Genomic DNA, 24,297 nt, shown 5'->3' with positions numbered 1-24,297 from the left:
ACTTTGCCTAATAAAACTATGCAAGTATTTGATAAAAACATGAGGCGCACTGGCACATTAATAGATGCATATGATATAGAACGCCGAAGACGTATTAACAGCGACTATGAATTAACATTCATGGTCCCGATGACAAGCGAAGATTATCAGGAGAAGATTAAAATCAAAGGCCACGTTCGAGATGAGCGTGGCCAGTTTTATGTCATTCAGTCCCGAAGTAGATCACGGGAAGGAAGAAAACTTACAGCGAACATCTATTGCAATCATGTTATGTTCAAACTTAATGACTTTAAATTCCCTTATTCCAGTTATATCGATGAGGCGTATGGTGTTCATATTACAACGCTTACAGACTCTATTACAGCGGCTACAGGTGGGCGTTTCAAGTTTCAGATTCATGATACATTCGCCTTGCATGACGTTAAGGATTGGGGGCGCGGAGACTGCCTACAGGCTCTTAACGATGTAATCAAGATGTATGAATGTGAAGTGGAACCGGATAATTTCGTTATCCACCTCAAGAAGAAGATCGGAACCGACAGCGGATTACAGTACCGGCTCAAGAAAAACATCGTTAGTAGCTCGTTCAAGGATATTGGTGAAAAGCTTGTTACTCGCTTATTCGGGCAGATGAAGGATGGTCGTACATTCATAGGAATGGACGCATCTAAATTGACCCAAGAAGAACGTACGCTGCTCTCACAAGTCCCAGGAGCCATAGTGAATGGTAAGCTGGAGGTTAACTATCTGATCTCTCCTTACGCTTCATATTGGGCGAGTGATAGCGTTCCTTTTTATGATGGAGAACTTATCAATCAGGATATCGAAGATCCAGAAGACCTGCTGGAAGCCATGCGCAATAAGTTACGTGAGCAAGAGCAGCCAGAGCTTGAAGCAACTATATCTTCAGCAGACCTTTTTAAGATCGATAAAACAGAGCCTAAGCCGAATCTAGGCGATGTAGTAACCTGTATCGATCCTAAAATGGATATGAACAAGCTTAAGGCTCGAATAACTGAATTGATTGAATATCCTTATAGTAAAGACAAACATAGCCAACCAACCATTTCAAACGTCAGGCCACATGATTACGAGGATATCATAGCGGATCTCCAAAAGAGTAAAGACCTGGTCGATAATATGTTCTCTAACGGCAAGATAAGAACAGAGGTTTTCGAAGCTGCCGCAAAACAAGTCATAGCTGATATTAACAATAGTAAAACGGAACTTATATATCCTCCAGAGGGCGGTATTTTAGCCCAAGAGAAAACAAATCCATTAGAACAGGTTCGGCTTACATCCAAAGGAATTGGGATTTCAACTGATGGATGGAAAACGGTTAGGGCTGCAATCACTGCTAAAGGCGTATTAGCCGAAACGGTAACAGGCCAGTTTGGTGATTTCGTTTCTATGTTGATAGGCAGCGGAAACGACGTTACCCAAATCAATACAAACGGCATTGCTGCTGGTCATGCTAATTTCAACAGCGCACCATTTAGAGTTGATATGAAAGGTAACTTAGTAGCTAATAAGCTTACAGCTAATTCAGCTCAGATTAATAGCTCTAACTTTCAAGGAGGGGCTATTATAGGCTCCTCAATTAATGTTGGTGGAGGAACGTTTACGGTAGATCCATCAGGACACATGGTAGCGCAAAGCGGAGATTTCAGAGGCAATATATCAGCTTCTTTAATAACAGGTTCTACTCTGAGAACAGCAGCTTCTGGACGGATGATTCAGATCAATTCAACCGGACTTGGGACTTTCGATAGTAACGGAAATAACCGAATTGCTATAACTACTAGTTCAAATGATGATGTTGCTTCTATATCCTTTTGGGGTTCTAATGGAGGATATGCAGGTGAAATAAATGCCTATCGAAGTAGTGGGCTAACTCTATTCTCAAACAATCTGTTTTTGGGTTCAAACAGCACAAGTAATCCGATATATGTACAAGGTGAAACAACATTTCAAGGGAATGTTAATTTTAGGTATTCGGTAAGTGGGCTTGATTTGTCTATTTCAAATATATCTGGTTTATCATCACAATTAAATTATCTACAATCACAAATTAATTCTTTGAGAAATGACTACGAAAGTCATGGACACAATTTCGCTTTGCCTACACACAATCACGGAAGGACAGAAAATCAAAACTGGCCTCCTAGTGGTCTTTACTTCACAACTAATCGTCCATCATGATAGTATAATGGTAGGATAATACTACCAATGGAGGGCGAGTTCTGTGAAAAAATGGTCTTACTTACTGGTCGGCATCTTAATTGGGGCGATTATAGCAACGTCTGGAAGTGCGGCTGCTGCACAGATTAAGAGTCTTGTCGGGCAAAAAGTATCTGGAGAATTAAACGTTGTAATAAATGGACAGAAACTGCAAGATAAAGGAGCTGTTATTGGAGGTAGAACAAATGCCCCTGTTCGTGCAATTTCAGATGCAATAGGAGGTGTATTAACCTTGAATGGTGACACAATTTATATTACAACCGATTCAGGGAATGCCGATCAGTCAAAAACGGAATCTTCCAACAAATATTTAGATATGTCTAAGGAAAGGCTAGATGAGAAAAAGAAAGATCTCGAAAACCAGATTAAGATTTTGAACTCAGGTAAACAGGAATTGTTAGACTTGATCGAAAAAACTCAGGAAACCAATTCTTCAACAACTGATATCAACCTAATAAAATCAGGGACAGAAAAAATAGAGAAGATAAATAACGAAATTAAAACACTATTCGATCCTGAGTTAGAAAAATGCCAACAAGATTTGAAGTTGGTAGAAGAAGCTCTTTCTAAGTTAGAGGAATAAATCATGATATACAATATATTGAAGCGCTTCGGTTCGGTCATGGTTGTTCTTGGAATTCTTTTTGGAATATTTATATTGGTATCTGGCCAACCAATAGAAACGGTAATAATTGTAGTTGTTTCCGCTTTGTCTGGAGGCCTTTTCTTCATAGGATTTGGCTCATTGATTGAATCTGTACACAAGATTCAAGTCCATCTAACCGGAGAGCAAGAAGAGTCAAGCCAGAAGCGGGCTATTAATACAAAACCTCACGAAAAGACACTGGGAGTTAAAGACTGATAATCTGTAGTAACTCAGCATTATAAACAATCTACAATATAACTAGAGAACATTCTCTTTTGGGAGTGTTCTCTTTTTTGTGTTCAAAAGAATGGAGGCGAATGAATTGGCTCAAATAACATCTTTATTGGATATTAAACTTGACCCAACAAGGCCAGTAGAAGAAATTATTCAAGTAATCAATTTCGTGCTTATGTATTCTCCGGTTGAAAAACAGAAGCAAATACTCGAAGGTTTAGATTTAGAGATTGGTGATGCTTTATCGAGGTTGCAACTGGAAGATGATAAGTTAATTTCTTCTCCAGAAAAAGGAGAATAGGTATGGTTAGCTTTCCTGCCCTTGAATTAATCCAAGGGCTATTTGTACTGGAGGTGAGTGTATGGATTGGGGATTAGTAATTGCTGTCATTACCGGAGTCAGCACCTTCATTCTTGGGTGGACAGGGAAGGCGCGAACAGTGAAAAAAGACATTGCTTCAGAGGTCACAGCTGAAGCTGTCCAGCGTGCTGATGTGGAGTATATCAAACGTGGCGTTGATGATATTAGAGTTGATGTTCGAATGCAAGGGCAACGTTTAGAAACGGTATCTGAACGTGTTACTAGGGTTGAAGAGTCATCCAAACAAGCTCACAAGCGTTTGGATCGATTAGAGAATATAGAAGGGAGAGGGTAAGAAATGCAACAACGTAAATCAAGTAACGCACAAGGAATTGATGTGTCCCATCATAACGGAAACATTAATTGGGCGAAAGTTGCGAAAGACAGGATTGATTTTGTTTTTATCAAAGCTACACAAAATTCTATTGCTCCGATGTTTTTAGAGCAAGTAAAAGGAGCAAAGTCTGTCGGGCTATTGATTGGCGCATATCATTACCTTGACGCCAAAGTAACTACTGCTGCACTAGCTGTTGCTGCTGCAGATCTGTTTTGCGATGCAATTGAAGAAGCAGGCGGTACTAAAGTATTTGATCTACCACCAATGCTAGATTACGAAGAGTTTAAGGGCATTACAGCAGCTCAAATTAACGTAGTTGCACGAGCGTTCTTAAATCGGGTAGAGGCAAGACTGAACGTGACTCCGGGAATTTATACTGGAAACTCCTTTGCTGAAAAGTTTGAAAAAGATCTAGGTAAGTATCCACTATGGGTAGCGCGTTACGCTACATCGGCTCCATGGGATGTAGTCGCTTGGAAGCAATGGGAATTCTTCCAATATAGCGGAGATGATAAGGGTGGCGTAAGAGCAAACGGGACAAGGAAGGTAAACGGCATTAATGGTAATGTTGACCTCAACGAGTTTAATGGTTCTAAGGCGGAACTGATGAGAAAATACGGACCTAAGAAGGAGGAACCTAAGGTGACGGAACGGGATATAAACCAGGTAAGCGAGTGGGCTGCTAAAGATTGGGCGGAGGCCAAGGCGAATGGTTACTTTGATGGGACAAGACCAGGAGCACCGATTACTAGGGAACAGACAGCCATCGTTATCAACCGGCTGCGTACCAACTTTCTCAAACTGATCGCCGGCAATACGGCGAGGATCAGCGAGTTGGAAAGGAAACTTGAAGTAATCGAGAAGGGAGGGGAGTTACAATGATGAGTAAGAAAAGATGGCGGAACTATGCACTGTGGGTCAGTATCGTATCTCAGGTGTTATTGCTTTTACAGCTTCTTGGACACCTGACAGGATTATTTGACTTAACCGAAGTAATGAAGAATGATATCTTGGCTGTAACGGATGTGCTGCTTGGATTGCTCGCAACCCTCGGGATTATCAGTAATCCAACCAAGCCCGGCGGTCAGGGGTATAACTTGTAATATTATGGAATTTTAGTATACTAGATTCAAATCCGAAAGCATCGGTGAAAAAGCCCTGCCAGCATCTAGTTGGTGGGGCTTTTTTATGATTCATATAATAGTCCGTGCGAACTATTAGTTGTTTACACAATGTTCCAATTCCACTATACTTCTATGTAATGATACTATAAAATATGGAATATTAGTGGGGGAAGACGGATGCGACTAAGAGATATTTTAGCTATGCAGGTTCCTTCAGGCGTATTAAAACAAGTGGTGAAAAATGAAAAACTTGATAAAGATACAAAATTATCTGTAATAGAAGACATGGCAAATATAATAGCAGATAAAAAGCCTTCTGTTGGACAAGATATAGCAGATCAATTTCAGTATGCTGGGGCAACAGCTGTAAACATACATATGGTTACTTCCGAAATATCTCCAGAATGGAGGAACAAAGAATATTTTAAAGGATTTTTAATTGAAAAATATACTAATGATATTTTTGGTAGAGGCCTTAGACCGACTTTAAGCGATGAACCTAAAATAATAAAGGCCCACGAAGTGGGCAATAGGTTAGTACTGGCATTTTCGTATCTCGGCTCTTCAAGGCGCTATTTAGAAAACTTCGAAATTGTGGTGCGGAGACAACAAATATTGGATTATGTAGTTATTCACTTCGAACCTTTCTGTGTCGAAATCAGAGCTAGCCAGTCGCAAAATGAAACATTCAAAAGGACTATTCTCAGTATTATGGGAATTGATCAAGAGGTTACTTGGGAAAAGTTAACCAAGCTTACTGAAGAACAGGCAAAACAATTGGCGCGAGAATTGAATGCTAAGTTGAGATCTGCAAAACACAAGATGACTGAAGGAGTGTACTCAACAAAAGAAGTGACTGCAAAACCTCAAGTAGAAGACCTTGAATCTGAAGAGGATTATAAGAGGGAATTTAACAACCAACCAGTTAAGAAAAAAACATTATTGTTCAAACATAAATATTCTTTTGGTTTTGAGGATGAGATCTCTTATGTAATTACTGACGAAGGATTGTGGTTTCGATCTAATGTTGGAGAAGAAGTTATAAGTTTCGTTTTTAATGTGATATTAAAAATAAAGTTTGGAGAGTCTGCAACTGAGAAGGAATTAATCGAGGCTGTAGAGAATATATAACTTCAAGGGGGTGAGGGATAATGTTAGAATATGAATTTCGACTTGATGATATTTTAGAAGAAATGGCCTTTAATGATAAAAAGCATTTTTCTCCTCACTATATATGTGCCCTGAGTGGTATTGCCGACCTGAAAATTGTAACACAATACTTGTTGTCTCAAGTTAATAGAAAACTTAAGGTTTATTATGAGGTGGAATGCCCAGAAGGGGATAGTGACTTTTTAGTCGATTCACCGGTTGAAATTATAAGTGAACTTCGTAGATGCAGTGTATGTGGAATAGAATATAGACCAGACCCTGATAGGGTTTGGGTTTCTTTTGATTTTTTACCTCAGTACAAAGATTATGTAAAAAAAAAGAAAGTAAGACAAGTATCCCACTTTTAAATGGCAATACACAAGGTACGCTCTTATCAGATCTTTATAAGGCAGGGATAACAATTAATGAACTAATTATTAGCGGAGGTATAAATGTGCAGAATAATGATTACTCAAGAAAAATGAAAGATATAAGTTTTGATGGAGCGACTTTCAATGGAAACAGCAACTTTCAAGGTGATGCCAATACTCAAACATATCAAGTCCCTCTGGATAGTAAGTTTGAACAACTGTTTTTAGATTTAAAGGCTGAAATTGAAAAATTAACTGATTCCCAAGAGCGGAATGATAATTTATCGGATCTGGCAACAATTAAAGGATGCGTCCAGGAAAATAAACTTGACCGAGCGAAGAAATTCTTCGGTTTGCTTTCCGAAGCAATAAAAGTTACATCGGCCGGGGCGGCTCTTGCAACATCTCTAGGAATAAGTTTGTAATTATAAACACTACCTACATTTTAAAATCCCACTGACCTTAATTGGTTGGTGGGATTTACTTGTTTTATAGTATATGTTATATTTTAGGTGTGTCATCCGCTTAGTGCGGATGTGGATTGAAAGGTTCATACTTTTAATTTGTACAAAACCCTGGGGCGTTTGCTCTGGGGTTTTGTGTTATTGATTTATATCAACACTTGTTCGTTTTTCTCTTACCCACGTGTCGACTTTTGCCTCCACTTGCTCCATCCAGTTCCAATAATCGCTTACTAGCTTTAATTCTATTCCGTCCTGTGCTAACCCGTCCATGCAACGATCGTAGTCTACATGGTCTCCTAGCCACTGGGGGAGGATATCAAATCGTTCGTGAGTGTAATTGTATGCTATCATAGCATACGTATCGTGTTTTCCGTTTACCAAAACATCGACGACATCGCCATCGAACAAGACATTCCCATCCACATCTGTTCTATATGTACACATGCCCGAAGAATCCTTTTGAACTCTATGGATTACTGCATCATGCCTTGTTCCGAAAACAGGATCATGTTTTGGAACAAGTTCTGTCACCTCACCGCCTCCTTTATGCTCGTACCCATACAAATACGTCCAGTTTGCTTGTCCCTCTAGTTTTGTGCGTAACAATCCTTCATACATTTTAATATCTCCTTTCGTCCTCACCCGGTATCTCCGGTTTATTGGAGAGGGGCTGAAGCCCCTGTATTAAAATATTTTTGCGATAACGATAGCATCTTGGATCAATATCTCACCGTCGTCCGGGTCATCGTGCTGCCCTTTGTTATTGCTAGCGATGATGTAGCAATGATCTGAAAAGAAGTAGCGTTCGCAGTCTTTGTTTGGATCGGCTTCACCGGGTCTTCCGAATCCCGGCAAGTAACGGGTAGTCATTGCTGCTAAGTCCCAAGCGCTAGTACCGTCAAGCTCTTCCATCTCGTCGTACTCTTCCGAACCGTACTCCGGGAATTCACGTTCGTCCTCGCGGTCAGGATTGTGACGGCTCCATTCGCACTCTTCGCCGATCTCGCGGTCCTTATCCTCGAAGCGAAGACCGATGTAGTAGTATTTGTCCTCGTTTGCTTCGTGGATTTCTTTTATCTTTTCGTACATTTGGATGATGTTCATCTGTTTTTCCTCCCTTGTTTTTGTTTGCGTCATCTCCTTGTTGTTAATTCTATTATAAACCATATAAGGTTTACAGTCAACCCTTTAAGGTTAACTAATTTGTTTTATTTTTTCGGCTCTGGACCGAACCATTTTTCCATAGCCTGCACGCTCACAATCCACTCCCTACGTTGTCTTTCTGGGTTTTGAAAATACTTTATCAATCCCGCTTGTATCATCTCTTTTAACTGTTTTTCGTACAGTGACGGCTTAAGCCTGCTCTTAACAGTATCTTGTGGTTTTCCCCAGCGGTATGCTGCTTCTGCCGGGGTCATATAGTTATTGATCGGTTTAGTTGTCTTCATCGGGTACCTCCAAGTAGGGTCTATGAAGCTTTTCTTCCCCAACTCTCCTTGCTGCTTCTGCTTGCTCCAGGGTGAAATGCTCCTTTAAATAATACTGCTTGCCTTTGATCCTGAGATAAGCTCTGTATTTACCGTTTTTCTTGTTGATTGCTACACCTTTTACGCCCGTAGAATTGTCAGAACGTAATTTGCTTTTAAGTAGTGGCGTAAATACTCCATCGGTGCGCAAATTTTTTTCATTGTAATCTTGCAGCTTGCTTCCGTTTTCCCTCCTTAAACAACCACACGATGTTGTGTCGCCAGTTGTTAGATATGTGCTTGGTACCTTTATAGGATCACTGCCACAATCGCACTGGCATAGCCAGACGACTTTATTTTGGAACCTTTCATGCGTATCTTCTAAAACTACAAGCCTACCAAAACGTTCCCCAACCAAATCAACTATATTGGCCTGAGAAGATCGTTCTCTATTGTAGCAACCGCATGATGTTGTTTTTCCAGAGCGTAACTGTGCTTGGGAAATTATCCGTTCTTCTCCGCAATCGCATTTACATAACCAACGCCTTGTATAACCTTTGCGCTCAGCCTCTTTTAAAACAATAAGCCTCCCGTAACGCTCGTCTGTAAGATCGATTAGCTTTCTAGCCAACTTTATTCAACCTCCCCTGATATTTTACATCTATTATAAACCTTGTAAGGTTGTTAATCAACCGCATAAGGTTAAATTCACTATTTTTAATAAAAAGACCACCGAGGAATAGTCCTAAGTGGTACTTTCTATGTCATTAGGCAAGCCATAAATGCCATCCGATCCTGGGACTGCTGGGTCGATATATTTACTTATGTCTAAACCTAAATAACTTTCCATTAAGACACCACATTCCGCTGCTATTCGGCTCCACAGCATATCAAAATCATGATGATATCCCCGGCACAGATACTTAGCCTCTATTCCCTTCTCCGTGCGAGCCTCTTCGTATACTTTAATCCCAAGCGATCTAAACTTGCGTTTAACCTCTTTTAAATCAACTGCCACACGATCCATTGCACTGTCAATAGAACTTATATATGGACCAGGAGTTTTCAAGTGTCTTTCTATTATTTTCTTATCCCTTTCAAACGCGCTCAAGATCATCGGCAGCAGTAAGTACATTTTTACATATTGAATATCAGTAGGAGTATGATCGATTGGCATATAATCGCCCCTTCAGAACGTTTGTTCACATTTTATATCAAAGTAAAGGTTCTATTCAAGTATTGAACACAAACATATGTTCTTGTATAATTAATTATACAACTAGATAAGGAGGCAAGAAGGAATATGAATACAATTACCAGAAGAGAAAAGGAAGCGTTGTCGGTAATCAATAAATATCTTCAAGAACATGGATATCCTCCTACCGTAAGAGAACTGGCTGTTTTAATGGAAGTAAAATCTACATCAACTATTCATGGATATTTAAGCAATTTGGAACAAAAAGGATACATAAGGAGAGAAGCGAGCAAGCCGAGGGCGCTCCAATTAATTGGCAATATAAAAGGAGTTGTTAACATTGCATATTGATTTTGAAACGTTTGTTGTATTGGAAGAGAGGCATAGGAAAAATTTACTTGTTACGACAGTATTTAATGACGCATTTACAAGATACTTAAAAAATGAAGGAGTTAATAAAATAATGGAAGTTTGGAAAGAGGGAAAATGTATAGATATCTATCAAACTATAGATAATTTCATTAAAGCAGGAAGAATAAGGGCTATAAAATAATAAAATAAACCACAGAGGAAAAATGCTTCTGTGGTTTATTTTTGAAGTTTTTGTGAAAGTAGTACATTCTATAGAAATCAGTCGTAAATAATATAAATAAATCTAGAAACAAGCATAAGAATTAAAGTTTTGTCCCCGTTTTGTCCCCACTTATGATTTTAAGGGTTTTATTACTTCTTCAAAAAAAAAGAAAAACCCTTGCTACGCAAGGGCTACCAGCTATGATCTGTAGTGGGCTCGAACCACTGACCCCCACCCTGTCAAGATGGTGCTCTCCCAGCTGAGCTAACAGATCAAATATAAGTGAAGACAAAATTTATCTTATCAAGAAGAGCCCAATATGTCAAACCTTTTTTATACAAATAAAGTAGCAAGGTTCTACATTTTTCAGCTAGAACTCACAAGTAATGTTTGTTAAAATATGAGGTAATTATAGTTTGAGGGGGCCGTGGCTTTAGATGAGTAATGATTTGAAGGAATTGCTGCAGGCTACTATGAATCAATTTGAGAAGCGATTTGATTCTCTCGATCAAAAACTCGATGGTATTGATAATCGACTAATGGGAATTGAAGAAGACCAGACTCTCATGAAGCAGGACATACAGGGCATAAAGGATGATCAGACCTTCATGAAGCAGGATATACAGGGCATAAAGGATGATCAGACCTTCATGAGGCAGGATATACAGGGCATAAAGAATGATCAGACCTTCATGAAGCAAGACATACAGGGCATAAAGGATGATCAGACCTTCATGAGGCAGGATATACAGGGCATAAAAGAAGACCAGTCTCTTATGAAGCAGGATATACAGGGTATAAAAGCTGACCAGGTTCTTGTGAAACAAGATCTGAACGGGATTAAACAAGATGTTCATGAAATCAAAGAAGATCAACATTTGATTAAACGTGCAGTGTTGGACACGAACGAACGTGTCATGAAAATGGAGACTGTTTTGGAGAACCAACATAGTATTATTGAAGTGCTATCTTTACGCTCGATCCAACAGGAAGCGGAGCTGAAGAGAATTAAATAACGAACGGTCCGGTGCCAACGCATCGGATTTTTTTATTTCGGCAGGATGCCTTACGTCTATCGGATGGTCCATCAAGAGCTATATCTGGTAAGTTAGTTGTAAAAAGTACATTTATTCTGCCGGATTATCGCAAGTACCTTGTTGTAAGTGTAATTTGTACATTTAAATTAGTTTGTTTTCGATTTATAGAGGAAAGTTGCAGTTATAAGTGTATATTTTACAGTTAAAGTGAGGTCGGAGCCAGTTAGTGTTGTTTTAGTTGTACTTTATGCAATTAGAGATGATTCCTACTTTAGGAACGGAGGTTACATTTCGATCTCCGATGCCATCCCCAATCGCGAAACGTTAGCTCATCCCCGTCCATGCCAGTCCATAAGTGCAAATGTGCAACTATATCGCCGCTTTAGCCCCTCAACAGCGGGGATAGGTGCTATTATGCATCTATTTTGATGAGTTTTCGCCTAATTAAGGCTTATTCCGAGAAATAGTTGTATATTCGCATTTATTCCCAATCTCCGAGCTGAATGCCTGAGAATAGATGTATTTTTGCAGTTATTTGCTTCGCCCGTCCGCCATAGTCTGTGCCCACCCGCCATGATTCTATGTGCATACAGTCACTTCCTTATACAATCCCCATTTATTGGAGATTATAATTATATACTATACTCAGAGCGGAGGTTAACCCAAAAATGAAGTCTGATAAGCCACAGATTGAGCTAAACCCAACGGGCCAGCGTCATTCAAGCCATCCAAGCCGATCTAATCATTCAAGCCATCCAAGTCAATCAAGTCAATCGAGTCATTCGAGTCACCAAACTCACCAAACTCATTCCAACCATCCAACTCACTCCATATTCAGTCGCCGGAGCAAGGCGCTGACAACGGTCATCGCCATGGGCGTCGCACTCGCGGCTCTGCTGCTGCCGATGGCTGGCTGCGGGCTGGGGCCGGATCAGCAGACGATGGAGAGGCAGGCCAGGGCCCTGTGGTGGTCTGTTCCTTCGATATCTGACGGTGTATATGCTCCAGCTGTAGAGGAAGAGGTATATTCCACAGAGCCCTGATCGCCTCGATTACTCATCTTCCCATTTGCGGGAGTAAGCTTTTTGCGTAACATAGAACATCGGGACAATCAGAAGAACGGAAATAATGATAGCTGCAACAATCGTAAGACCGTACATCGGTTGAACAGCTCCTTCCTTCCATTTAATCTTTCACCCCAACTATACATTAAATTAAAATTTTTGTATAATGATGCAAGTTTTTATTGTTAATGCATAGTATAAAGTTTACACCATCGGGAGGGATAGGAATGGCTGCTGTAATTATACCTGTAAAGACGGAAGAACAATTGGAGCAAGCATGCAGTATACGTAAAGAGGTATTCGTAGGGGAGCAGAAGGTCCCCGTCGAATTGGAGATCGATGAATATGATGTAATTGGGCCAGATGCCCACCATATTCTGATCGAGGTTGATGGGGAATACGCCGCCACAGGCCGGCTAATCTACTATCAGGATAATGCGGCCAAAATGCAGCGGATCGCTGTTCGCAAAGCTTATCGTTCGCAAGGGATCGGCAGAGTTCTGTTGATCGCCATGGAGGAGCTGGCCCGTGAGCTCGGATTAACGAAATCCGTGCTGGATGCGCAGTGTCAAGCCGAAGCCTTCTACCAGAAGCTGGGCTATGTGACGACTTCTACGGAAACCTTCCTCGATGCGAATATTCCCCATGTGCGAATGGAGAAATCGCTGAAGCTCTAATCTCATACATTCCGTTATTTGGGACAAACTATATACATCCCTCTCAGGAGGACCCTGTGAAGGGAAACAACGTAGAGGAGATGTGATGGGAATGAACACACGCGAGACGTTTATTGCAGTCCAAAAGAACGGAGACGGTGATCTTACCGCCTTCAAGACCTCCAGCGGCCGGGTACTCGATTACGAGCAGGCTCTGCAAGAAGTGAAGGCCGGTGCGATTGGCGGAGTCAATGTATTCAAGGGCAGAGACGGAGAAATGTATATCCGTGGCGATGCAGATGGGGACCCTAGCAACAACCTGGACGCATTGCCGAGATTTGAATAAATAAACTTGATCGTCTGCATCAAAACAGCCGCTGGCCCTTCTTCGCCGGCGGCTGCTTGTATTTATAACGAATAGATCTCGTGCTGACGGAGAAATTTCATAGCACCTGTCTGTCCCATATAACTCTCCATCTCATCCCCATAATGCATCAGATAGATCATCTGTTGGATTTCCTGTGGCAAGCTGCGCAGCTCGTCCAATGTCGTATGCACCACTCCGGGGGCGATGAATTGTACCTCATGCATTATTTTGCGGCAGCCTCTTTCTTGAACCAGCTTCGTCAGTAGCTCAGGCTGAAAGGTCATATCCGCACTGTAGAAGATCTCTTGATTAATGTACAGAGAAAAGCTATCTTTTCCCGGTATATGTGGAGTTTGTATTAATTCGAGCGTAAGGCCCGGAGATATATGATAGGGTACCCCTTCACTTAACGGATGAATCTCGAAAGCGTCCTCGATCGAAGATATTCCCTCTTGAGTTAGACCGCCTTTTAGCGTATTTTCCCATAGCGGCTTGATCAGCTTCTCGCTGATATAAAGAACGGGCTTTCGTCCATATTGAAATTTCATCCGGAAGGCGAATTCCTCCAATCCACCGACATGATCGCCATGGATATGGGTAATCAGAATGGCATCGATCTGATCCGGCGTTTTCCCTAATTGATGCAGAGAAAGCGGGGCAGTAATGCCGCAATCGATCAGCAATGTGAAATCCTCTGTGCTGAGCAGCGCATTGTTGTTATAGAACCGTTTGGCAAAAGCGCCGCCCGTACCTAACATCTGTAGATGTAATGACATATTTATTCACCTCGTATTTTTCAATATTTCACTATGTATTACTATATCATTTTCGCTTTTTATCCCGTAATCATTTCAAAAAAATAAAACCTTTCATGAAAAAAGCGCAACTTGGCCCGTTATTTGGAGTATAAATTTACATCAACATGAATCTTATGGAGGGTATTTTTTATGAAATGGAGAAGAGTTGCAGTACTCGTTACTATATTCTCCCTGATGGGAGGTTCGCTACTATTTGCAGACTCGGCTTCTCAGAAAGTCCGGCTGCTGATGAATGGCCGAGAACTCGAAGACGGCAGCTATATCGTGGATGGCAAAACGTATATTCCTCTTCGTGAGCTGCAAGGGCTGATTCATTATGATGAAGCTACGAAGACCGTCTATTATTATAAACCTAATGTACATATGTTTCTGTTCCAATCCTCCGATGGCAATGCATTTGGGGATATCAACAAGACGGGGAAGCTGAAGTTCAATGTTTTCTCACAAATCGATAATTTGAAGACGAATATATCAGCGGTGCGGGTATCGATCACCTCGCCTGACGGCAATTCGAATGTGATCCAGACGAGCGACATTAAAGAACAGAAGGAGAATTTCTGGTTCCGTACGGAAGATTACACCTATGATTTTAAAAATTCGGGGAAATATAAGATCGGGTTCTATATGAAGCCGGCGGACAGCAAAGAGTTCATTCTCGTCTCGGAGAAAATCATTAACGTTCTTAAGTAGAATATGCGATGTTCTAAATTGACCTGTCCGCCTGAAAATGTTACGATACCACAAGGTTGACAACTTAAATTTAAAAGCGAGGTATTTGAATGAGCGAACACAATCACGAGCATGGTGAAGCATGCGGTTGCGGACATGATCATGATCACGAGCATGAAGAGTTCGTGTTAACTTTAACGGATGAGAGCGGAAATGACGTAGACATGGTTCTCGTTGAGACCTTTGATGTAGGCGAGAAGCTGTACGCATTGCTGCTTGAACGCAACAATCCGGGAGCCGACGGCATTATTCTCCGTATGGAAGAAGAGAATGATGAAATGGTGCTTTACAATATTGAAGACGAAGATGAGTGGCGTCAAGTGGAAGAAGCTTATAACCAGCTTGTTTCTGAACTGGACGAAGCGTAAATTTTCGATAACTAAGAGCTATTTCTGGCCTGCAGATGCCTGGAATGGCTCTTTTCTATTATAATAAAGGCAGAGCCTTAAGCGATTTGCATCATCGTCTACAGGCCCTGCCTCTGTTCATTTAGAAGATCGGATCAGCTTCTACAATAACTTTTACATTTTTGATGTAGCGGTCTTCGGGGCCTTTAACAGGCAATCCCACCTCGACATGATCCATAATATAGTCAATATTATCCTGTGAAATAACCTCGCCAGGCAAGAGGATCGGTATTCCTGGCGGATAAACATATATGAATTCGGCGATGATCCGACCGGCTGATTCTTTGAACGGAATGACCTCGGTATCTGCATAGAAGGCATTTCGAGGAATAAGCGATAATTGCGGTATTTCCGGTATTTTTACGATCAGCTCGTTGGCATTGCCTTCTTTATAGTACAGCTGGGATAGCTCACGCAAGGCGGTCAGCAATGTATCTACCGTCTCTTGATTATCCCCCGGGGTAATCAGACACAGGATATTATACATATCGCTAAGCTCAACCTCGATACGGTAATGCTCTCTGAGCCAGTTCTCTGTCTCATACCCGGTGATGCCGAGATGGCGAACATGTATCGTGATTTTCGTCGGGTCCATATCATAGGTAGCCTCACTACCCAGAATTTCACGCCCGAAGCAGTACAAACCCTCAATTTCATTCACACTGCGACGCACATAATCACTGAGCCTCATTGACTCCGCAGCCTGCTCATGACCGTATAGAGCGAGATTCCTTCGTGATGTATCAAGCGAAGCCAGCAATAAATAAGACGTCGAGGTCGTCGTAAGCATGCTGAGAATGGTCTGCACACGCTGTGGATTCACATAACCATTCTTCGTATTCAAATTAAGCACAGAGCTCTGCGTCATTGAGCCGCCAAGCTTGTGAACACTTGTGGCGGCCATATCGGCGCCAGCTTCCATCGCAGACATCGGCAGGTCTTCATGAAAATGAATATGAACCCCATGCGCCTCATCGACGAGAACAGGAACATGGTAGCTATGAGCCAGATCAACGATCTCCTTCAGATGGGCACATACTCCATAGTAGGTTGGATTAATGACCAGGACGGCCTTGGCATCCGGATGCCGCTGAAGCGCTCTGCGTACCGAAGACGTCGTAATTCCGTGATCGATTCCGAGATTGGGATCCTGGGCAGGGGATACGAAGATCGGCTTCGCCCCCGAGAAAATAATCGCCGACATGATCGATTTATGGATATTTCTTGGTACGATAATCTTGTCACCAGGTGAGCAAATAGACAGAATCATCGTCATGATGGCTCCGCTGGTGCCTTGCACCGTGAAAAAGGTATAATCCGCCCCAAAGGCATCGGCTGCAAGGTTTTGGGCTTGTTCAATTACGCCCGACGGCTGATGGAGGTCATCAAGCGGGGCGATATTGATCAAGTCAATAGACAGAGCATTATCGCCAATAAAATCATGAAATTCCTGATCCATACCTTGTCCTTTTTTGTGCCCAGGGATATGGAATTGTACCGGGTTACTGGCCGCATGCTGCTTGAGAGCAGTAAACAACGGCGTACGTTGATGATCCATTTAGTCGTCTTCCGCCTTTCATAAAAAATTAACAAGCTTGAGTATAGCAAAAAGCGACCGGAATGCAAGAAAAGATTACAGCCTTAAATTCCATTCTGACTTAAACAGGTAAAAGGCAGCAGTAAATTGGGCAAACTGATAGCAATGACTTGGGAAAAAGCCAAAGATTTCGAGGGAGGGGAGAACAGATGAAACTGACATCGAAGCTTGTTAATAAATCGTTGTTGACTCCGACCTTTGTGTGTCTCTGGATCATCATGTTTCTGGTTGAGTTCGTAAAGGGATCATTACTGGTAGCCGTGTTGCCGGTTTATATGGGGGATGTACTGAAGCTTAGCGCATTTGTGATCGGTCTGTCCTTCTCGCTCCAATACATCGGAGACAATCTGTTCCGCAGCCCGGCCGGGTGGCTTGTGGAACGGCTCGGGTTCCGGGCCACGATGGCAGCCGGATTAATCATTACGCTCAGCGCAGTGACGATCCTCAGTTTCATCAAGACCGTAGGCTTTATCATTCTCGGTTGTACGCTGCTAGGCATAGGAACAGCGCCTTTATGGCCCTGTGTAATGATGGGGATTTCGGCTGTAACCAAGGAAAATAACAATTTCGGAACAGCGATGGGCGTCATCCAGATGTCCAGTCTCGGCGGGACGGGGCTGGGACCGATCATTATTAATTTTCTCGTCAGCAAGTCATATACCTTAGTATTCTGGTTTCTGCTCTCCTGCATGGCAGTCGTTGTGCTTACATCGCTGTTCTTGCCTGGTAAGGCCAAGAGCAATCAGTTGGAGATTTCCGCAAGGTTAGACGGACAGAAGACCAGGCTGCGGGCACTGCTGCAGAATATTCGTCGTACGCTGCATCATATCCGCCATAATTTGAAGGTAAGTCCATTTCTATACCCGGCATTATTCCTGCAGACTTTTGCGATCGGCCTGCTGACGCCAGTGATCACTCTGTATGTAAGAACCGAGTTGGGCCTTTCCCCGGAAGCCTACAGTGCCATGTTGATCGCCGGCGGGGGGATCGCGGTAGCCGGTTTAATTCCGGTGGGTAAAATGGTGGATCGGTTTGGGACAAGCTTATTTCTGAACATCGGCTTCGCTTCTGCAGCTATCTCGATCGGCTTTTTCGCGCTTACCCGCTCGATTCCTATCGTCTGGGTTCTTGTCATCCTGATCGGAATCAGCTATTCCTTCATTCTCCCAACCTGGGATACAATGCTCTCGCATTTGATACCGGAGCGGGAGAAGGGGACAGTGTGGGGATTTTTCTTGACGATTCAGGGATTCGGCATGATTATCGGACCGATCGTCTCCGGGAAGCTATGGGACTGGCTCGGCCCCTCAGCACCGTTTCTGGCCAGTGCCTGTGCGATGGGGTTACTCTTCTTCGTGCACCTCATCCTCTCCCGGCCCCGACATAGTTAAGTACCTAACGTAGTTTGTACGTGAGCACCGGAGGACCCGGTTGAATTCAAGATTCGATGTCGAATCCACTCCCTGAGTTACTTCGGGATCAAAAGCGGACTTTTTGACTACCTCTTCAATGTAAGCTCAAAAAGTCCGGTTTTCAGCCCCGAGAAGGTTGGATGAAGCTAGGGTATGAGGAGCGGAGCGTACGTAGTTTGTACGTGAGCACCGGAGGACCCGGTTGAATTCGAGATTCGATGTCGAATCCACTCCCTGAGTTACTTCGGGATCAAAAGCGGACTTTTTGACTACCTCTAAAAGGAGGCTTTGTATAAAGGTAGTAGTGTGGTGAACGTCTCCTCAATCTTGGCAATCAACTTGTCGCTATCGAGCAGAACAGGATCATCCCGTTCGATCCGCAGCCCGCACATCACTTCTGCCTTTTTGACGTTTTTGAGCCGTTCAGCCATTTTCTTCAGTTCCGCCGGGGTGACTTCTGCCTGTGGCGTCCCCACCGGATTGAAGTGATCCATAGACCAGAAGAAATGATCAGGGACAGTCGCCTTCACCTTGGCTGCATGCTTGTCCAGAAAATCGGCGAATACAAGCTTGTTAGGGCTCTCATAAATGACGGCGAAAATGATGAACAGATGCGTAGAGAACAGGCCAACCTCGAAATGCGGCAGCGCTTTATAGCCTCGTTTGCTGCTCGCCAGAGCGACCCAGGTGTCGATCGGCGGGTTAACGGTGCGTCTGGCATGCTTGGCAACATGGGGATACATCTCTTCTCCGCAAATCGCGGACAGATACGGGGCAAGGGTCTCACCCAGAAACTCCAGCTTCGGTCTTACCTGATGGATAATCGCCTCCATCCGGGGTTCCAGGCCGGGTACGTGAAAGACATCGAAATCCTGCGCGTTAAATCCATTAAAAGTTGTCATACTGTTAAACCTCCGTAATTTGTCACAAAATAGCTGTTTTTAGTATAGCATAACTGGTGCTGGATCTAAGCCTAGCTTATCCATTCGATTCCGTAATATTTCCTTATTTCCTCGTGTTCTGTTCCTTTACAATAGATCGGGCGTAATAAGAAGGGAAAATTAATCAATAATCCAAGTTCCGTTACATAATATGAAGTATAAGATAGGGTAAGCCGCAATCGGGAGATGAAGGTGAGAGCTAAATATAGGAATCATCCGCTGTTTAGCACTTCTCACAAATTATGAGGAGGGAGTGCCGTGAATAAAAGTTATGAAGTGGAATATTGCAACCTGGAACTCCGATTCGACCGTCGGCACATTCAGCAGTTGATCCGAGATTTGATTCAAGACGGGTATTCTTTATATTGGAGCGAGAATGAGACGATCTTCATTATTTCTGTCCGCACCGGCCGCAGGCTGACCAAGCTGCGTTTTCAGCGTATAGCGAATGGATACAAGCTGGTCGGCGATTATACCATAAAGGATGCCAAACTAGCCGAATGGCTGGAGAAATTGATCGGTGATTTACGCGGGCATGCTGTCGTGAAGCGGTTTAAAGATCGGCAGATCGTCGTCGAGAACATTCTCTTCGGCGAAGTGATTAGACAAGTCGAAATTAACGGGGTTGAGCACAAAGTTATCTATCAAAAAGGGCCTGTGGTGGATGTGAAGAAAATGGCTGAATTATATATGGCTCAGTTCGCCGAGAAGCAGCTTGAACAGCTGCTGAAGGAGCTGGATTCAGAATTGGAAAATTTGTATGAAGCGCTGCATCAGGGGGATGAGCAGAGTGCTGAGGACTGCAAAGAGAAGCTGCGGAGAATCAGGCTCGAATTGATTCGCCTGGAGTGGTAGCTTAGGGGGAGTCCGAGAGTCTAGACTATAACTATAATGTTAGCGATCTGTGCGAAAGATCATTGCAGGCCCCCTGAGAACCTGGGGCTTGTTTTATAGATGGCGGGGCTGGCCAACTCCATAACTCATGAGGATATGATGAAGGTATTCACTTCTATACACAAAACAGTTAAAATGATAGTATTGAAAAAAATAAACAGCGAGTAAAGGATGGAGACCATGTCAAAACAACAAATTGGTGTTATTGGCCTTGCCGTTATGGGCAAGAATTTAGCCCTGAATATTGAAAGCAGAGGTTTTACCGTTTCGGTATTTAACCGTTCTCCGCAAAAAACTCATGATTTACTCGAAAACGAGGGGAAAGGCAAAAATCTGGTGGGTACTTTCTCCATTGAAGAGTTTGTTCAATCTCTTGAAACTCCACGTAAGATTTTAATCATGGTACAAGCCGGAGCAGCTACCGATGCGACCATCGAGAGCCTGCTCCCTCATCTGGACCAAGGCGATATTATCATCGACGGGGGCAATGCCTACTTCCCTGATACTCAGCGCCGCAGCAAGGACCTTGAGGCCAAAGGCTTCCGCTTCATCGGAACCGGTGTCTCCGGTGGTGAAGAAGGAGCGCTTAATGGACCTTCCATTATGCCTGGCGGACCAGAGAGTGCCTATAAACTTGTAGAACCTATCCTGACTGCTATTTCGGCAAAAGTGAACGGCGATCCATGCTGCACTTATATTGGACCGGATGGTGCCGGCCACTATGTGAAGATGGTGCATAACGGGATTGAATATGGCGACATGCAGTTGATTGGTGAAGCATATCATCTATTGAAGGATGTCCTCGGCACCGATGCCAAGGAATTACATGAAATCTTCAACGAATGGAATAAAGGCGAGCTGGATAGCTATCTGATTGAGATTACAGCTGATATCTTCTCGCAGTACGACGAAGAGACTGGCAAGCCTATGGTGGACGTTATTCTTGACGCAGCTGGCCAGAAGGGTACCGGTAAATGGACAAGCCAAAGCGCACTCGATCTGGGAGTGCCATTGTCCATGATTACGGAGTCTGTATTCTCCCGCTTCCTGTCCGCGATGAAAGAGGAGCGCGTGGCTGCCAGCAAGATTCTGAACGGCCCGGCCAAGCAGGAATTCAAAGGCGACAAGCAAGAGTTCATTGAAAATGTACGTAAAGCGTTGTTCGCCAGCAAGATCGTATCCTACGCCCAAGGCTTCGCTCAAATGCGTGCTGCTTCCGATGAGTACGGCTGGGATCTGAAATATGGCAATATCGCTATGATTTTCCGTGGCGGTTGCATTATCCGTTCACAATTCCTGCAAAATATCAAGGATGCTTATGATCGCGATCCTGCGCTTAAGAACCTGCTGCTCGATCCTTATTTCCAAAATATCGTCGAGAGCTATCAGGACGCTTGGCGTAAAGTGATTGCTGCTGCGGTTGAGAACGGTATTCCAGTACCCGGCTTCTCCAGCGCTCTGGCTTACTATGACAGCTACCGTACTGAACGCCTGCCAGCTAACCTGCTTCAAGCACAGCGGGATTACTTCGGCGCTCACACCTTCAAGCGTGTCGACAAAGAAGGCGTGTTCCATCACCACTGGTTCTAATAGCCCTTAGAGCAGAATAAGACGTCGCACTCAGCGGATGACCGCTTGCTGCGGCGTCTTTTTAGAATAGATGTACTGTAAAGCTCTGGCGAAGCTCCAGAGGCGGTGTCACAATCGCCTTCTCTATGTTATGATATGAAAAAAAGTTAGCTGCCAGAGAGCTTTACTAGAGCCTGGGTCTTAAAGTAGGTGAAATTCTTGAGCAATTATAGAGATAATATTATACTCATCGGCATGATGGGAACCGGGAAGTCGACAGTAGGCGCTCATCTCGCTAGCAAACTCGGCTACCGTCTCGTCGATCTCGATGAACAGATCGTCCAACAGGCCGGATGCTCCATTCCGCAAATCTTCGCGGAACAGGGGGAGGCTCATTTCCGTGATCTGGAGTCGCTGGTGCTTGACAAGGTGCTGCAGGAGAGCGGCATTGTCCTTGCGACAGGCGGAGGCGCGGTACTGCGGCAGAGTAATTGCCAATGTATGCTCGGTCACGGTCAGGTCGTAGCGCTTGTAGCAACGGCCGAGGAGATTCTGAGCAGAGTCGGTGAGGATCAGAATCGCCCATTGCTGGCTGGAGGAGCGAAGCAGCGCATCGAGGCCCTTATGAGAGAGCGCCAGGACGCTTACTTGTTCGCCCAGCATCAAGTGGACACGACAGGCAAAACTGTGGAACAAATTTCCGCCGAGATTTTAATGCGTTGCCGCGGTTAATCATCAATTCAAAAAGGAGAACTCATAGTATGGACGTTATCGTTAGACCCACGCCTTTATTAAGAGGCGAGATCGGGGCGTTATCCTCAAAGAACTATACGACGCGCTATTTGCTGGTCGCCGCACTTGCCGAAGGGACGAGTACGATCTATTATCCGGCCCACAGTGAAGACAGCGATGCGATGCGCCGCTGCATCACTGATCTTGGTGCTGAACTGGCAGAGGATGAGGAGAAGATCATCATCAAGGGCTTCGGACGGCAGCCTCGGGATATTAAAGAACTGAATGTAGGCAATGCCGGGGCCGTGCTGCGCTTCCTGTTGGCGATTACTGCGCTGTGTCCGGAGGTTACCTTCGTCAATACGTATCCAGATTCACTCGGTCGACGTCCGCATAATGATTTGATCGAAGCGCTGCAGAGTATGGGCGTAGAAATAGAGCATAGAGATGGACGCTTACCTATCACAGTTCGGGGAGGGGCGGCCCAGGGCGGCAAGATCCGTGTATCTGGTGCGGTCAGCTCTCAATTTCTCAGTGCGCTTCTGTTCCTGACCCCTTTGCTTGAAGAGGACAGCGAGATCGAGGTGGTGAATGATCTGAAATCGAAGGTCGTCATCGGCCAGACGCTGGAGGTGCTGGAGCAAGCGGGGATTGTCATCCATGCCAGCGAGGATCTGATGCATTATAAAGTGCCTGGACGTCAATCCTACCAAGCGAGAGAATATACGGTACAGGGCGACTATCCGGGCTCAGCGGCGATTCTCGTCGCTGCCGCCGTGACCCAGTCAGATGTGAAGGTGCATCGACTGATGGAACGGAGTAAGCAAGGAGAGCGGGCGATTGTTGATGTTCTGCGCATGATGAAGGTGCCTCTGACCCATGAGAATGGCATCGTCCATGTGCGTGGCAATGGCCGCCTGCAGCCGCTTGAATTCGATGGCGATGCGGCTACGGATGCCGTACTGGCCATGGTCGCTGCGGCGGTATTCGCTGACGGCACATCCCGCTTCTACAATGTGGAGAATCTGCGATACAAGGAATGCGATCGGATCACCGATTATTTGAACGAGCTGAGAAAAGCAGGTGCTGACGTGGAAGAACGCCAGGCTGAGATTATTGTACATGGACATCCGGATGAGCTGCCGGGTGGCGTAACGATTAATGCCCATTATGATCATCGGGTGATCATGGCCTTGACTGTAGTAGGGCTTCGCTGCAAGCAGCCGCTCTTGATCAAGGATGCGCATCATGTTGCCAAATCCTATCCGGGATTCTTCGACGATATCACCGCCCTCGGCGGCCATGTAGAATGGGTTGAAGCCTGATTCATACCTAGAAAGGGGTAATTAAAATGGCATTTGAAAATCCAAGCAGAGACGAAATTAAAGAGATTCTGATCAACGCAGGCAATGTGGCGATCGTCGGTTTGTCTGATAAGCCGGATCGCACGTCTCATATGATCGCTCAGGCCTTGCAAGGCAACGGATACCGGATTATTCCGGTCAATCCCGGGGTGTCGGGAAAGATTCTGGGCGAGACCGTTTATCCTTCACTCAAGGATATTCCAGAACCGGTCGGCATCGTCGATGTGTTCCGCCGCAGTGAATTTACGCCGGAGATCGCCAAGGAGGCGGTCGAGATCGGCGCGAAGGTGCTCTGGCTGCAGCAGGGAGTCATTAACGAGGAAGCGGCCGAGATCGCTGCCAAGGGCGGTCTTAAGGTGATTATGGATCGCTGCATCAAGGTCGAGGATAGCCTCTTGATCGGCAAGCGCAGCTGATATAATAACCAGTATTTGCTTTGACAAAAGAATGAGGGTGGGCTTACCATTAAGAACTAGAGAGAGACTATCCTATAAAAGCGTGTTCAAAAGTCAGACTTCCACAGTGAGGCACTGGCTTTTGAACTACCT

General features: G+C 44.2%; 32 protein-coding genes and 1 tRNA gene. 24 read left to right on the top strand and 9 right to left on the bottom strand.

Annotated elements, in window-relative coordinates; all coding sequences use genetic code 11:
- The first annotated feature begins 3 nt into the window (after positions 1–3).
- The 10 genes from BFJ94_RS09885 (at position 4) to BFJ94_RS09840 (ending at position 6,888) form a co-directional block, all read left to right on the top strand.
- Positions 4–2,202: a phage tail protein gene (locus BFJ94_RS09885; RefSeq protein ID WP_120462520.1), complete on the top strand. Its 2,199-nt coding sequence runs from the start codon at positions 4–6 to the stop codon at positions 2,200–2,202.
- A 43-nt stretch (positions 2,203–2,245) separates the two neighbouring features.
- A complete protein-coding gene (locus BFJ94_RS09880) occupies positions 2,246–2,824 on the top strand; it encodes a hypothetical protein (RefSeq protein ID WP_120462519.1) in 579 nt (192 codons plus the stop codon).
- Between the two features lie 3 nt (positions 2,825–2,827).
- Complete coding sequence (locus BFJ94_RS09875; protein WP_120462518.1) at positions 2,828–3,103, top strand: hypothetical protein; 276 nt, start codon at positions 2,828–2,830, stop codon at positions 3,101–3,103.
- A gap of 106 nt (positions 3,104–3,209) precedes the next feature.
- A complete protein-coding gene (locus BFJ94_RS09870) occupies positions 3,210–3,422 on the top strand; it encodes a hypothetical protein (RefSeq protein WP_120462517.1) in 213 nt (70 codons plus the stop codon).
- A 61-nt stretch (positions 3,423–3,483) separates the two neighbouring features.
- Positions 3,484–3,777 carry a hypothetical protein gene (locus BFJ94_RS09865; RefSeq protein WP_120462516.1) on the top strand — a complete coding sequence of 98 codons (294 nt, stop codon included), beginning with the start codon at positions 3,484–3,486 and terminating at the stop codon, positions 3,775–3,777.
- Between the two features lie 3 nt (positions 3,778–3,780).
- Complete coding sequence (locus tag BFJ94_RS09860; RefSeq protein ID WP_120462515.1) at positions 3,781–4,701, top strand: glycoside hydrolase family 25 protein; 921 nt, start codon at positions 3,781–3,783, stop codon at positions 4,699–4,701.
- The gene (locus tag BFJ94_RS09855; RefSeq protein WP_120462514.1) at positions 4,698–4,922 is read left to right on the top strand and encodes a phage holin; all 225 of its coding nucleotides are present in this window, start codon (positions 4,698–4,700) and stop codon (positions 4,920–4,922) included. Before BFJ94_RS09860 ends, BFJ94_RS09855 begins: the two co-directional genes overlap by 4 nt.
- A 198-nt stretch (positions 4,923–5,120) precedes the next feature.
- The gene (locus BFJ94_RS09850) at positions 5,121–6,074 is read left to right on the top strand and encodes a hypothetical protein (RefSeq protein ID WP_120462513.1); all 954 of its coding nucleotides are present in this window, start codon (positions 5,121–5,123) and stop codon (positions 6,072–6,074) included.
- Between the two features lie 20 nt (positions 6,075–6,094).
- The gene (locus BFJ94_RS09845; protein ID WP_120462512.1) at positions 6,095–6,460 is read left to right on the top strand and encodes a hypothetical protein; all 366 of its coding nucleotides are present in this window, start codon (positions 6,095–6,097) and stop codon (positions 6,458–6,460) included.
- An 86-nt stretch (positions 6,461–6,546) separates the two neighbouring features.
- Positions 6,547–6,888: a hypothetical protein gene (locus BFJ94_RS09840; protein ID WP_120462511.1), complete on the top strand. Its 342-nt coding sequence runs from the start codon at positions 6,547–6,549 to the stop codon at positions 6,886–6,888.
- A 177-nt stretch (positions 6,889–7,065) separates the two neighbouring features.
- Here BFJ94_RS09840 and BFJ94_RS09835 read toward each other — a convergent pair whose 3' ends face one another.
- The 5 genes from BFJ94_RS09835 to BFJ94_RS09815 all read right to left on the bottom strand — a co-directional run bounded on the left by BFJ94_RS09835 (position 7,066) and on the right by BFJ94_RS09815 (position 9,570).
- A complete protein-coding gene (locus tag BFJ94_RS09835) occupies positions 7,066–7,545 on the bottom strand; it encodes a hypothetical protein (RefSeq protein WP_120462510.1) in 480 nt (159 codons plus the stop codon).
- 66 nt (positions 7,546–7,611) lie between these two features.
- Entirely contained in the window at positions 7,612–8,031 is a 420-nt protein-coding gene (locus BFJ94_RS09830) for a hypothetical protein (protein WP_120462509.1), read from the bottom strand.
- A 104-nt stretch (positions 8,032–8,135) separates the two neighbouring features.
- The gene (locus BFJ94_RS09825; protein ID WP_120462508.1) at positions 8,136–8,375 is read right to left on the bottom strand and encodes a helix-turn-helix domain-containing protein; all 240 of its coding nucleotides are present in this window, start codon (positions 8,373–8,375) and stop codon (positions 8,136–8,138) included.
- Positions 8,362–9,024, bottom strand: a complete 663-nt coding sequence (locus BFJ94_RS09820) for a hypothetical protein (RefSeq protein WP_120462507.1) — start codon at positions 9,022–9,024, stop codon at positions 8,362–8,364. Before BFJ94_RS09820 ends, BFJ94_RS09825 begins: the two co-directional genes overlap by 14 nt.
- Positions 9,025–9,138: 114 nt before the next feature.
- Positions 9,139–9,570, bottom strand: a complete 432-nt coding sequence (locus tag BFJ94_RS09815; protein ID WP_120462506.1) for a YhjD family protein — start codon at positions 9,568–9,570, stop codon at positions 9,139–9,141.
- A gap of 126 nt (positions 9,571–9,696) precedes the next feature.
- Between BFJ94_RS09815 and BFJ94_RS09810 the strand changes: the two genes are divergently transcribed.
- Positions 9,697–9,939 carry a LexA family protein gene (locus BFJ94_RS09810; RefSeq protein ID WP_120462505.1) on the top strand — a complete coding sequence of 81 codons (243 nt, stop codon included), beginning with the start codon at positions 9,697–9,699 and terminating at the stop codon, positions 9,937–9,939.
- Positions 9,929–10,141: a hypothetical protein gene (locus BFJ94_RS09805; RefSeq protein ID WP_120462504.1), complete on the top strand. Its 213-nt coding sequence runs from the start codon at positions 9,929–9,931 to the stop codon at positions 10,139–10,141. The genes BFJ94_RS09810 and BFJ94_RS09805 overlap by 11 nt, the downstream gene beginning before the upstream one ends.
- Before the next feature lie 222 nt (positions 10,142–10,363).
- Here the strand turns inward: BFJ94_RS09805 and BFJ94_RS09800 are convergent.
- Positions 10,364–10,436, bottom strand: a tRNA-Val gene (locus tag BFJ94_RS09800).
- A 163-nt stretch (positions 10,437–10,599) separates the two neighbouring features.
- On the opposite strand from BFJ94_RS09800, the gene BFJ94_RS25820 reads away from it, so the two are divergent.
- The 4 genes from BFJ94_RS25820 (at position 10,600) to BFJ94_RS09785 (ending at position 13,265) form a co-directional block, all read left to right on the top strand.
- On the top strand, positions 10,600–11,178 hold the full coding sequence (locus BFJ94_RS25820; protein ID WP_240431903.1) for a hypothetical protein: 579 nt from the start codon (positions 10,600–10,602) through the stop codon (positions 11,176–11,178).
- Between the two features lie 689 nt (positions 11,179–11,867).
- Complete coding sequence (locus BFJ94_RS25350) at positions 11,868–12,242, top strand: hypothetical protein (RefSeq protein WP_162944225.1); 375 nt, start codon at positions 11,868–11,870, stop codon at positions 12,240–12,242.
- A 248-nt stretch (positions 12,243–12,490) separates the two neighbouring features.
- A complete protein-coding gene (locus tag BFJ94_RS09790; RefSeq protein WP_120462503.1) occupies positions 12,491–12,940 on the top strand; it encodes a GNAT family N-acetyltransferase in 450 nt (149 codons plus the stop codon).
- Positions 12,941–13,025: 85 nt separating this feature from the next.
- On the top strand, positions 13,026–13,265 hold the full coding sequence (locus BFJ94_RS09785; RefSeq protein ID WP_120462502.1) for a DUF3892 domain-containing protein: 240 nt from the start codon (positions 13,026–13,028) through the stop codon (positions 13,263–13,265).
- A 62-nt stretch (positions 13,266–13,327) separates the two neighbouring features.
- On the opposite strand, the gene BFJ94_RS09780 is transcribed toward BFJ94_RS09785, so the two are convergent.
- The gene (locus BFJ94_RS09780; RefSeq protein ID WP_120462501.1) at positions 13,328–14,062 is read right to left on the bottom strand and encodes an MBL fold metallo-hydrolase; all 735 of its coding nucleotides are present in this window, start codon (positions 14,060–14,062) and stop codon (positions 13,328–13,330) included.
- A gap of 171 nt (positions 14,063–14,233) precedes the next feature.
- Between BFJ94_RS09780 and BFJ94_RS09775 the strand changes: the two genes are divergently transcribed.
- Both BFJ94_RS09775 and BFJ94_RS09770 read left to right on the top strand, forming a co-directional pair.
- Positions 14,234–14,794, top strand: a complete 561-nt coding sequence (locus tag BFJ94_RS09775; RefSeq protein ID WP_120462500.1) for a copper amine oxidase — start codon at positions 14,234–14,236, stop codon at positions 14,792–14,794.
- Between the two features lie 89 nt (positions 14,795–14,883).
- Entirely contained in the window at positions 14,884–15,201 is a 318-nt protein-coding gene (locus BFJ94_RS09770; RefSeq protein WP_120462499.1) for a DUF1292 domain-containing protein, read from the top strand.
- Between the two features lie 121 nt (positions 15,202–15,322).
- Here the strand turns inward: BFJ94_RS09770 and BFJ94_RS09765 are convergent, their stop codons facing one another.
- Positions 15,323–16,798 (bottom strand): aminotransferase class I/II-fold pyridoxal phosphate-dependent enzyme, encoded by a 1,476-nt coding sequence (locus BFJ94_RS09765; RefSeq protein WP_120462498.1) that lies wholly within the window; start codon positions 16,796–16,798, stop codon positions 15,323–15,325.
- Between the two features lie 188 nt (positions 16,799–16,986).
- On the opposite strand from BFJ94_RS09765, the gene BFJ94_RS09760 reads away from it, so the two are divergent.
- Positions 16,987–18,228 (top strand): MFS transporter, encoded by a 1,242-nt coding sequence (locus BFJ94_RS09760; RefSeq protein WP_120462497.1) that lies wholly within the window; start codon positions 16,987–16,989, stop codon positions 18,226–18,228.
- A gap of 296 nt (positions 18,229–18,524) precedes the next feature.
- On the opposite strand, the gene BFJ94_RS09755 is transcribed toward BFJ94_RS09760, so the two are convergent.
- Positions 18,525–19,151, bottom strand: coding sequence for a YktB family protein (locus tag BFJ94_RS09755; RefSeq protein ID WP_120462496.1), 627 nt, complete (start codon positions 19,149–19,151; stop codon positions 18,525–18,527).
- Between the two features lie 297 nt (positions 19,152–19,448).
- Here BFJ94_RS09755 and BFJ94_RS09750 point away from each other — a divergent pair, with 297 nt between their 5' ends.
- The 5 genes from BFJ94_RS09750 to BFJ94_RS09730 all read left to right on the top strand — a co-directional run bounded on the left by BFJ94_RS09750 (position 19,449) and on the right by BFJ94_RS09730 (position 24,165).
- Entirely contained in the window at positions 19,449–20,045 is a 597-nt protein-coding gene (locus BFJ94_RS09750; protein ID WP_120462495.1) for a YkzI domain-containing protein, read from the top strand.
- Positions 20,046–20,264: 219 nt separating this feature from the next.
- Positions 20,265–21,674 (top strand): NADP-dependent phosphogluconate dehydrogenase, encoded by a 1,410-nt coding sequence (gnd, locus tag BFJ94_RS09745; RefSeq protein WP_120462494.1) that lies wholly within the window; start codon positions 20,265–20,267, stop codon positions 21,672–21,674.
- Positions 21,675–21,872: 198 nt separating this feature from the next.
- Positions 21,873–22,385, top strand: a complete 513-nt coding sequence (locus BFJ94_RS09740) for a shikimate kinase (RefSeq protein ID WP_268238149.1) — start codon at positions 21,873–21,875, stop codon at positions 22,383–22,385.
- 29 nt (positions 22,386–22,414) lie between these two features.
- Positions 22,415–23,710, top strand: coding sequence for a 3-phosphoshikimate 1-carboxyvinyltransferase (aroA, locus tag BFJ94_RS09735; RefSeq protein ID WP_120462493.1), 1,296 nt, complete (start codon positions 22,415–22,417; stop codon positions 23,708–23,710).
- A gap of 26 nt (positions 23,711–23,736) precedes the next feature.
- Positions 23,737–24,165, top strand: a complete 429-nt coding sequence (locus BFJ94_RS09730; protein ID WP_120462492.1) for a CoA-binding protein — start codon at positions 23,737–23,739, stop codon at positions 24,163–24,165.
- The last annotated feature ends 132 nt before the right edge of the window (positions 24,166–24,297 follow it).

It is taken from the genome of Paenibacillus aceti, from assembly GCF_003614185.1.
Lineage (GTDB): Bacteria > Bacillota > Bacilli > Paenibacillales > Paenibacillaceae > Fontibacillus > Fontibacillus aceti.
This window is presented reverse-complemented; position numbering and strand designations above follow the sequence as displayed.

Bases quoted from the DNA above. Each gene is read 5' to 3' on its own strand.
- BFJ94_RS09875 (WP_120462518.1), top strand. From the start codon at position 2,828: ATGATATACAATATATTGAAGCGCTTCGGTTCGGTCATGGTTGTTCTT.
- BFJ94_RS09865 (WP_120462516.1), top strand. From the start codon at position 3,484: ATGGATTGGGGATTAGTAATTGCTGTCATTACCGGAGTCAGCACCTTC.
- BFJ94_RS09860 (WP_120462515.1), top strand. From the start codon at position 3,781: ATGCAACAACGTAAATCAAGTAACGCACAAGGAATTGATGTGTCCCAT.
- BFJ94_RS09855 (WP_120462514.1), top strand. From the start codon at position 4,698: ATGATGAGTAAGAAAAGATGGCGGAACTATGCACTGTGGGTCAGTATC.
- BFJ94_RS09850 (WP_120462513.1), top strand. From the start codon at position 5,121: ATGCGACTAAGAGATATTTTAGCTATGCAGGTTCCTTCAGGCGTATTA.
- BFJ94_RS09845 (WP_120462512.1), top strand. From the start codon at position 6,095: ATGTTAGAATATGAATTTCGACTTGATGATATTTTAGAAGAAATGGCC.
- BFJ94_RS09835 (WP_120462510.1), bottom strand. From the start codon at position 7,545: ATGTATGAAGGATTGTTACGCACAAAACTAGAGGGACAAGCAAACTGG.
- BFJ94_RS09830 (WP_120462509.1), bottom strand. From the start codon at position 8,031: ATGAACATCATCCAAATGTACGAAAAGATAAAAGAAATCCACGAAGCA.
- BFJ94_RS09825 (WP_120462508.1), bottom strand. From the start codon at position 8,375: ATGAAGACAACTAAACCGATCAATAACTATATGACCCCGGCAGAAGCA.
- BFJ94_RS09815 (WP_120462506.1), bottom strand. From the start codon at position 9,570: ATGCCAATCGATCATACTCCTACTGATATTCAATATGTAAAAATGTAC.
- BFJ94_RS09810 (WP_120462505.1), top strand. From the start codon at position 9,697: ATGAATACAATTACCAGAAGAGAAAAGGAAGCGTTGTCGGTAATCAAT.
- BFJ94_RS25820 (WP_240431903.1), top strand. From the start codon at position 10,600: ATGAGTAATGATTTGAAGGAATTGCTGCAGGCTACTATGAATCAATTT.
- BFJ94_RS25350 (WP_162944225.1), top strand. From the start codon at position 11,868: ATGAAGTCTGATAAGCCACAGATTGAGCTAAACCCAACGGGCCAGCGT.
- BFJ94_RS09790 (WP_120462503.1), top strand. From the start codon at position 12,491: ATGGCTGCTGTAATTATACCTGTAAAGACGGAAGAACAATTGGAGCAA.
- BFJ94_RS09785 (WP_120462502.1), top strand. From the start codon at position 13,026: ATGGGAATGAACACACGCGAGACGTTTATTGCAGTCCAAAAGAACGGA.
- BFJ94_RS09780 (WP_120462501.1), bottom strand. From the start codon at position 14,062: ATGTCATTACATCTACAGATGTTAGGTACGGGCGGCGCTTTTGCCAAA.
- BFJ94_RS09775 (WP_120462500.1), top strand. From the start codon at position 14,234: ATGAAATGGAGAAGAGTTGCAGTACTCGTTACTATATTCTCCCTGATG.
- BFJ94_RS09770 (WP_120462499.1), top strand. From the start codon at position 14,884: ATGAGCGAACACAATCACGAGCATGGTGAAGCATGCGGTTGCGGACAT.
- BFJ94_RS09765 (WP_120462498.1), bottom strand. From the start codon at position 16,798: ATGGATCATCAACGTACGCCGTTGTTTACTGCTCTCAAGCAGCATGCG.
- BFJ94_RS09760 (WP_120462497.1), top strand. From the start codon at position 16,987: ATGAAACTGACATCGAAGCTTGTTAATAAATCGTTGTTGACTCCGACC.
- BFJ94_RS09755 (WP_120462496.1), bottom strand. From the start codon at position 19,151: ATGACAACTTTTAATGGATTTAACGCGCAGGATTTCGATGTCTTTCAC.
- gnd (WP_120462494.1), top strand. From the start codon at position 20,265: ATGTCAAAACAACAAATTGGTGTTATTGGCCTTGCCGTTATGGGCAAG.
- aroA (WP_120462493.1), top strand. From the start codon at position 22,415: ATGGACGTTATCGTTAGACCCACGCCTTTATTAAGAGGCGAGATCGGG.
- BFJ94_RS09730 (WP_120462492.1), top strand. From the start codon at position 23,737: ATGGCATTTGAAAATCCAAGCAGAGACGAAATTAAAGAGATTCTGATC.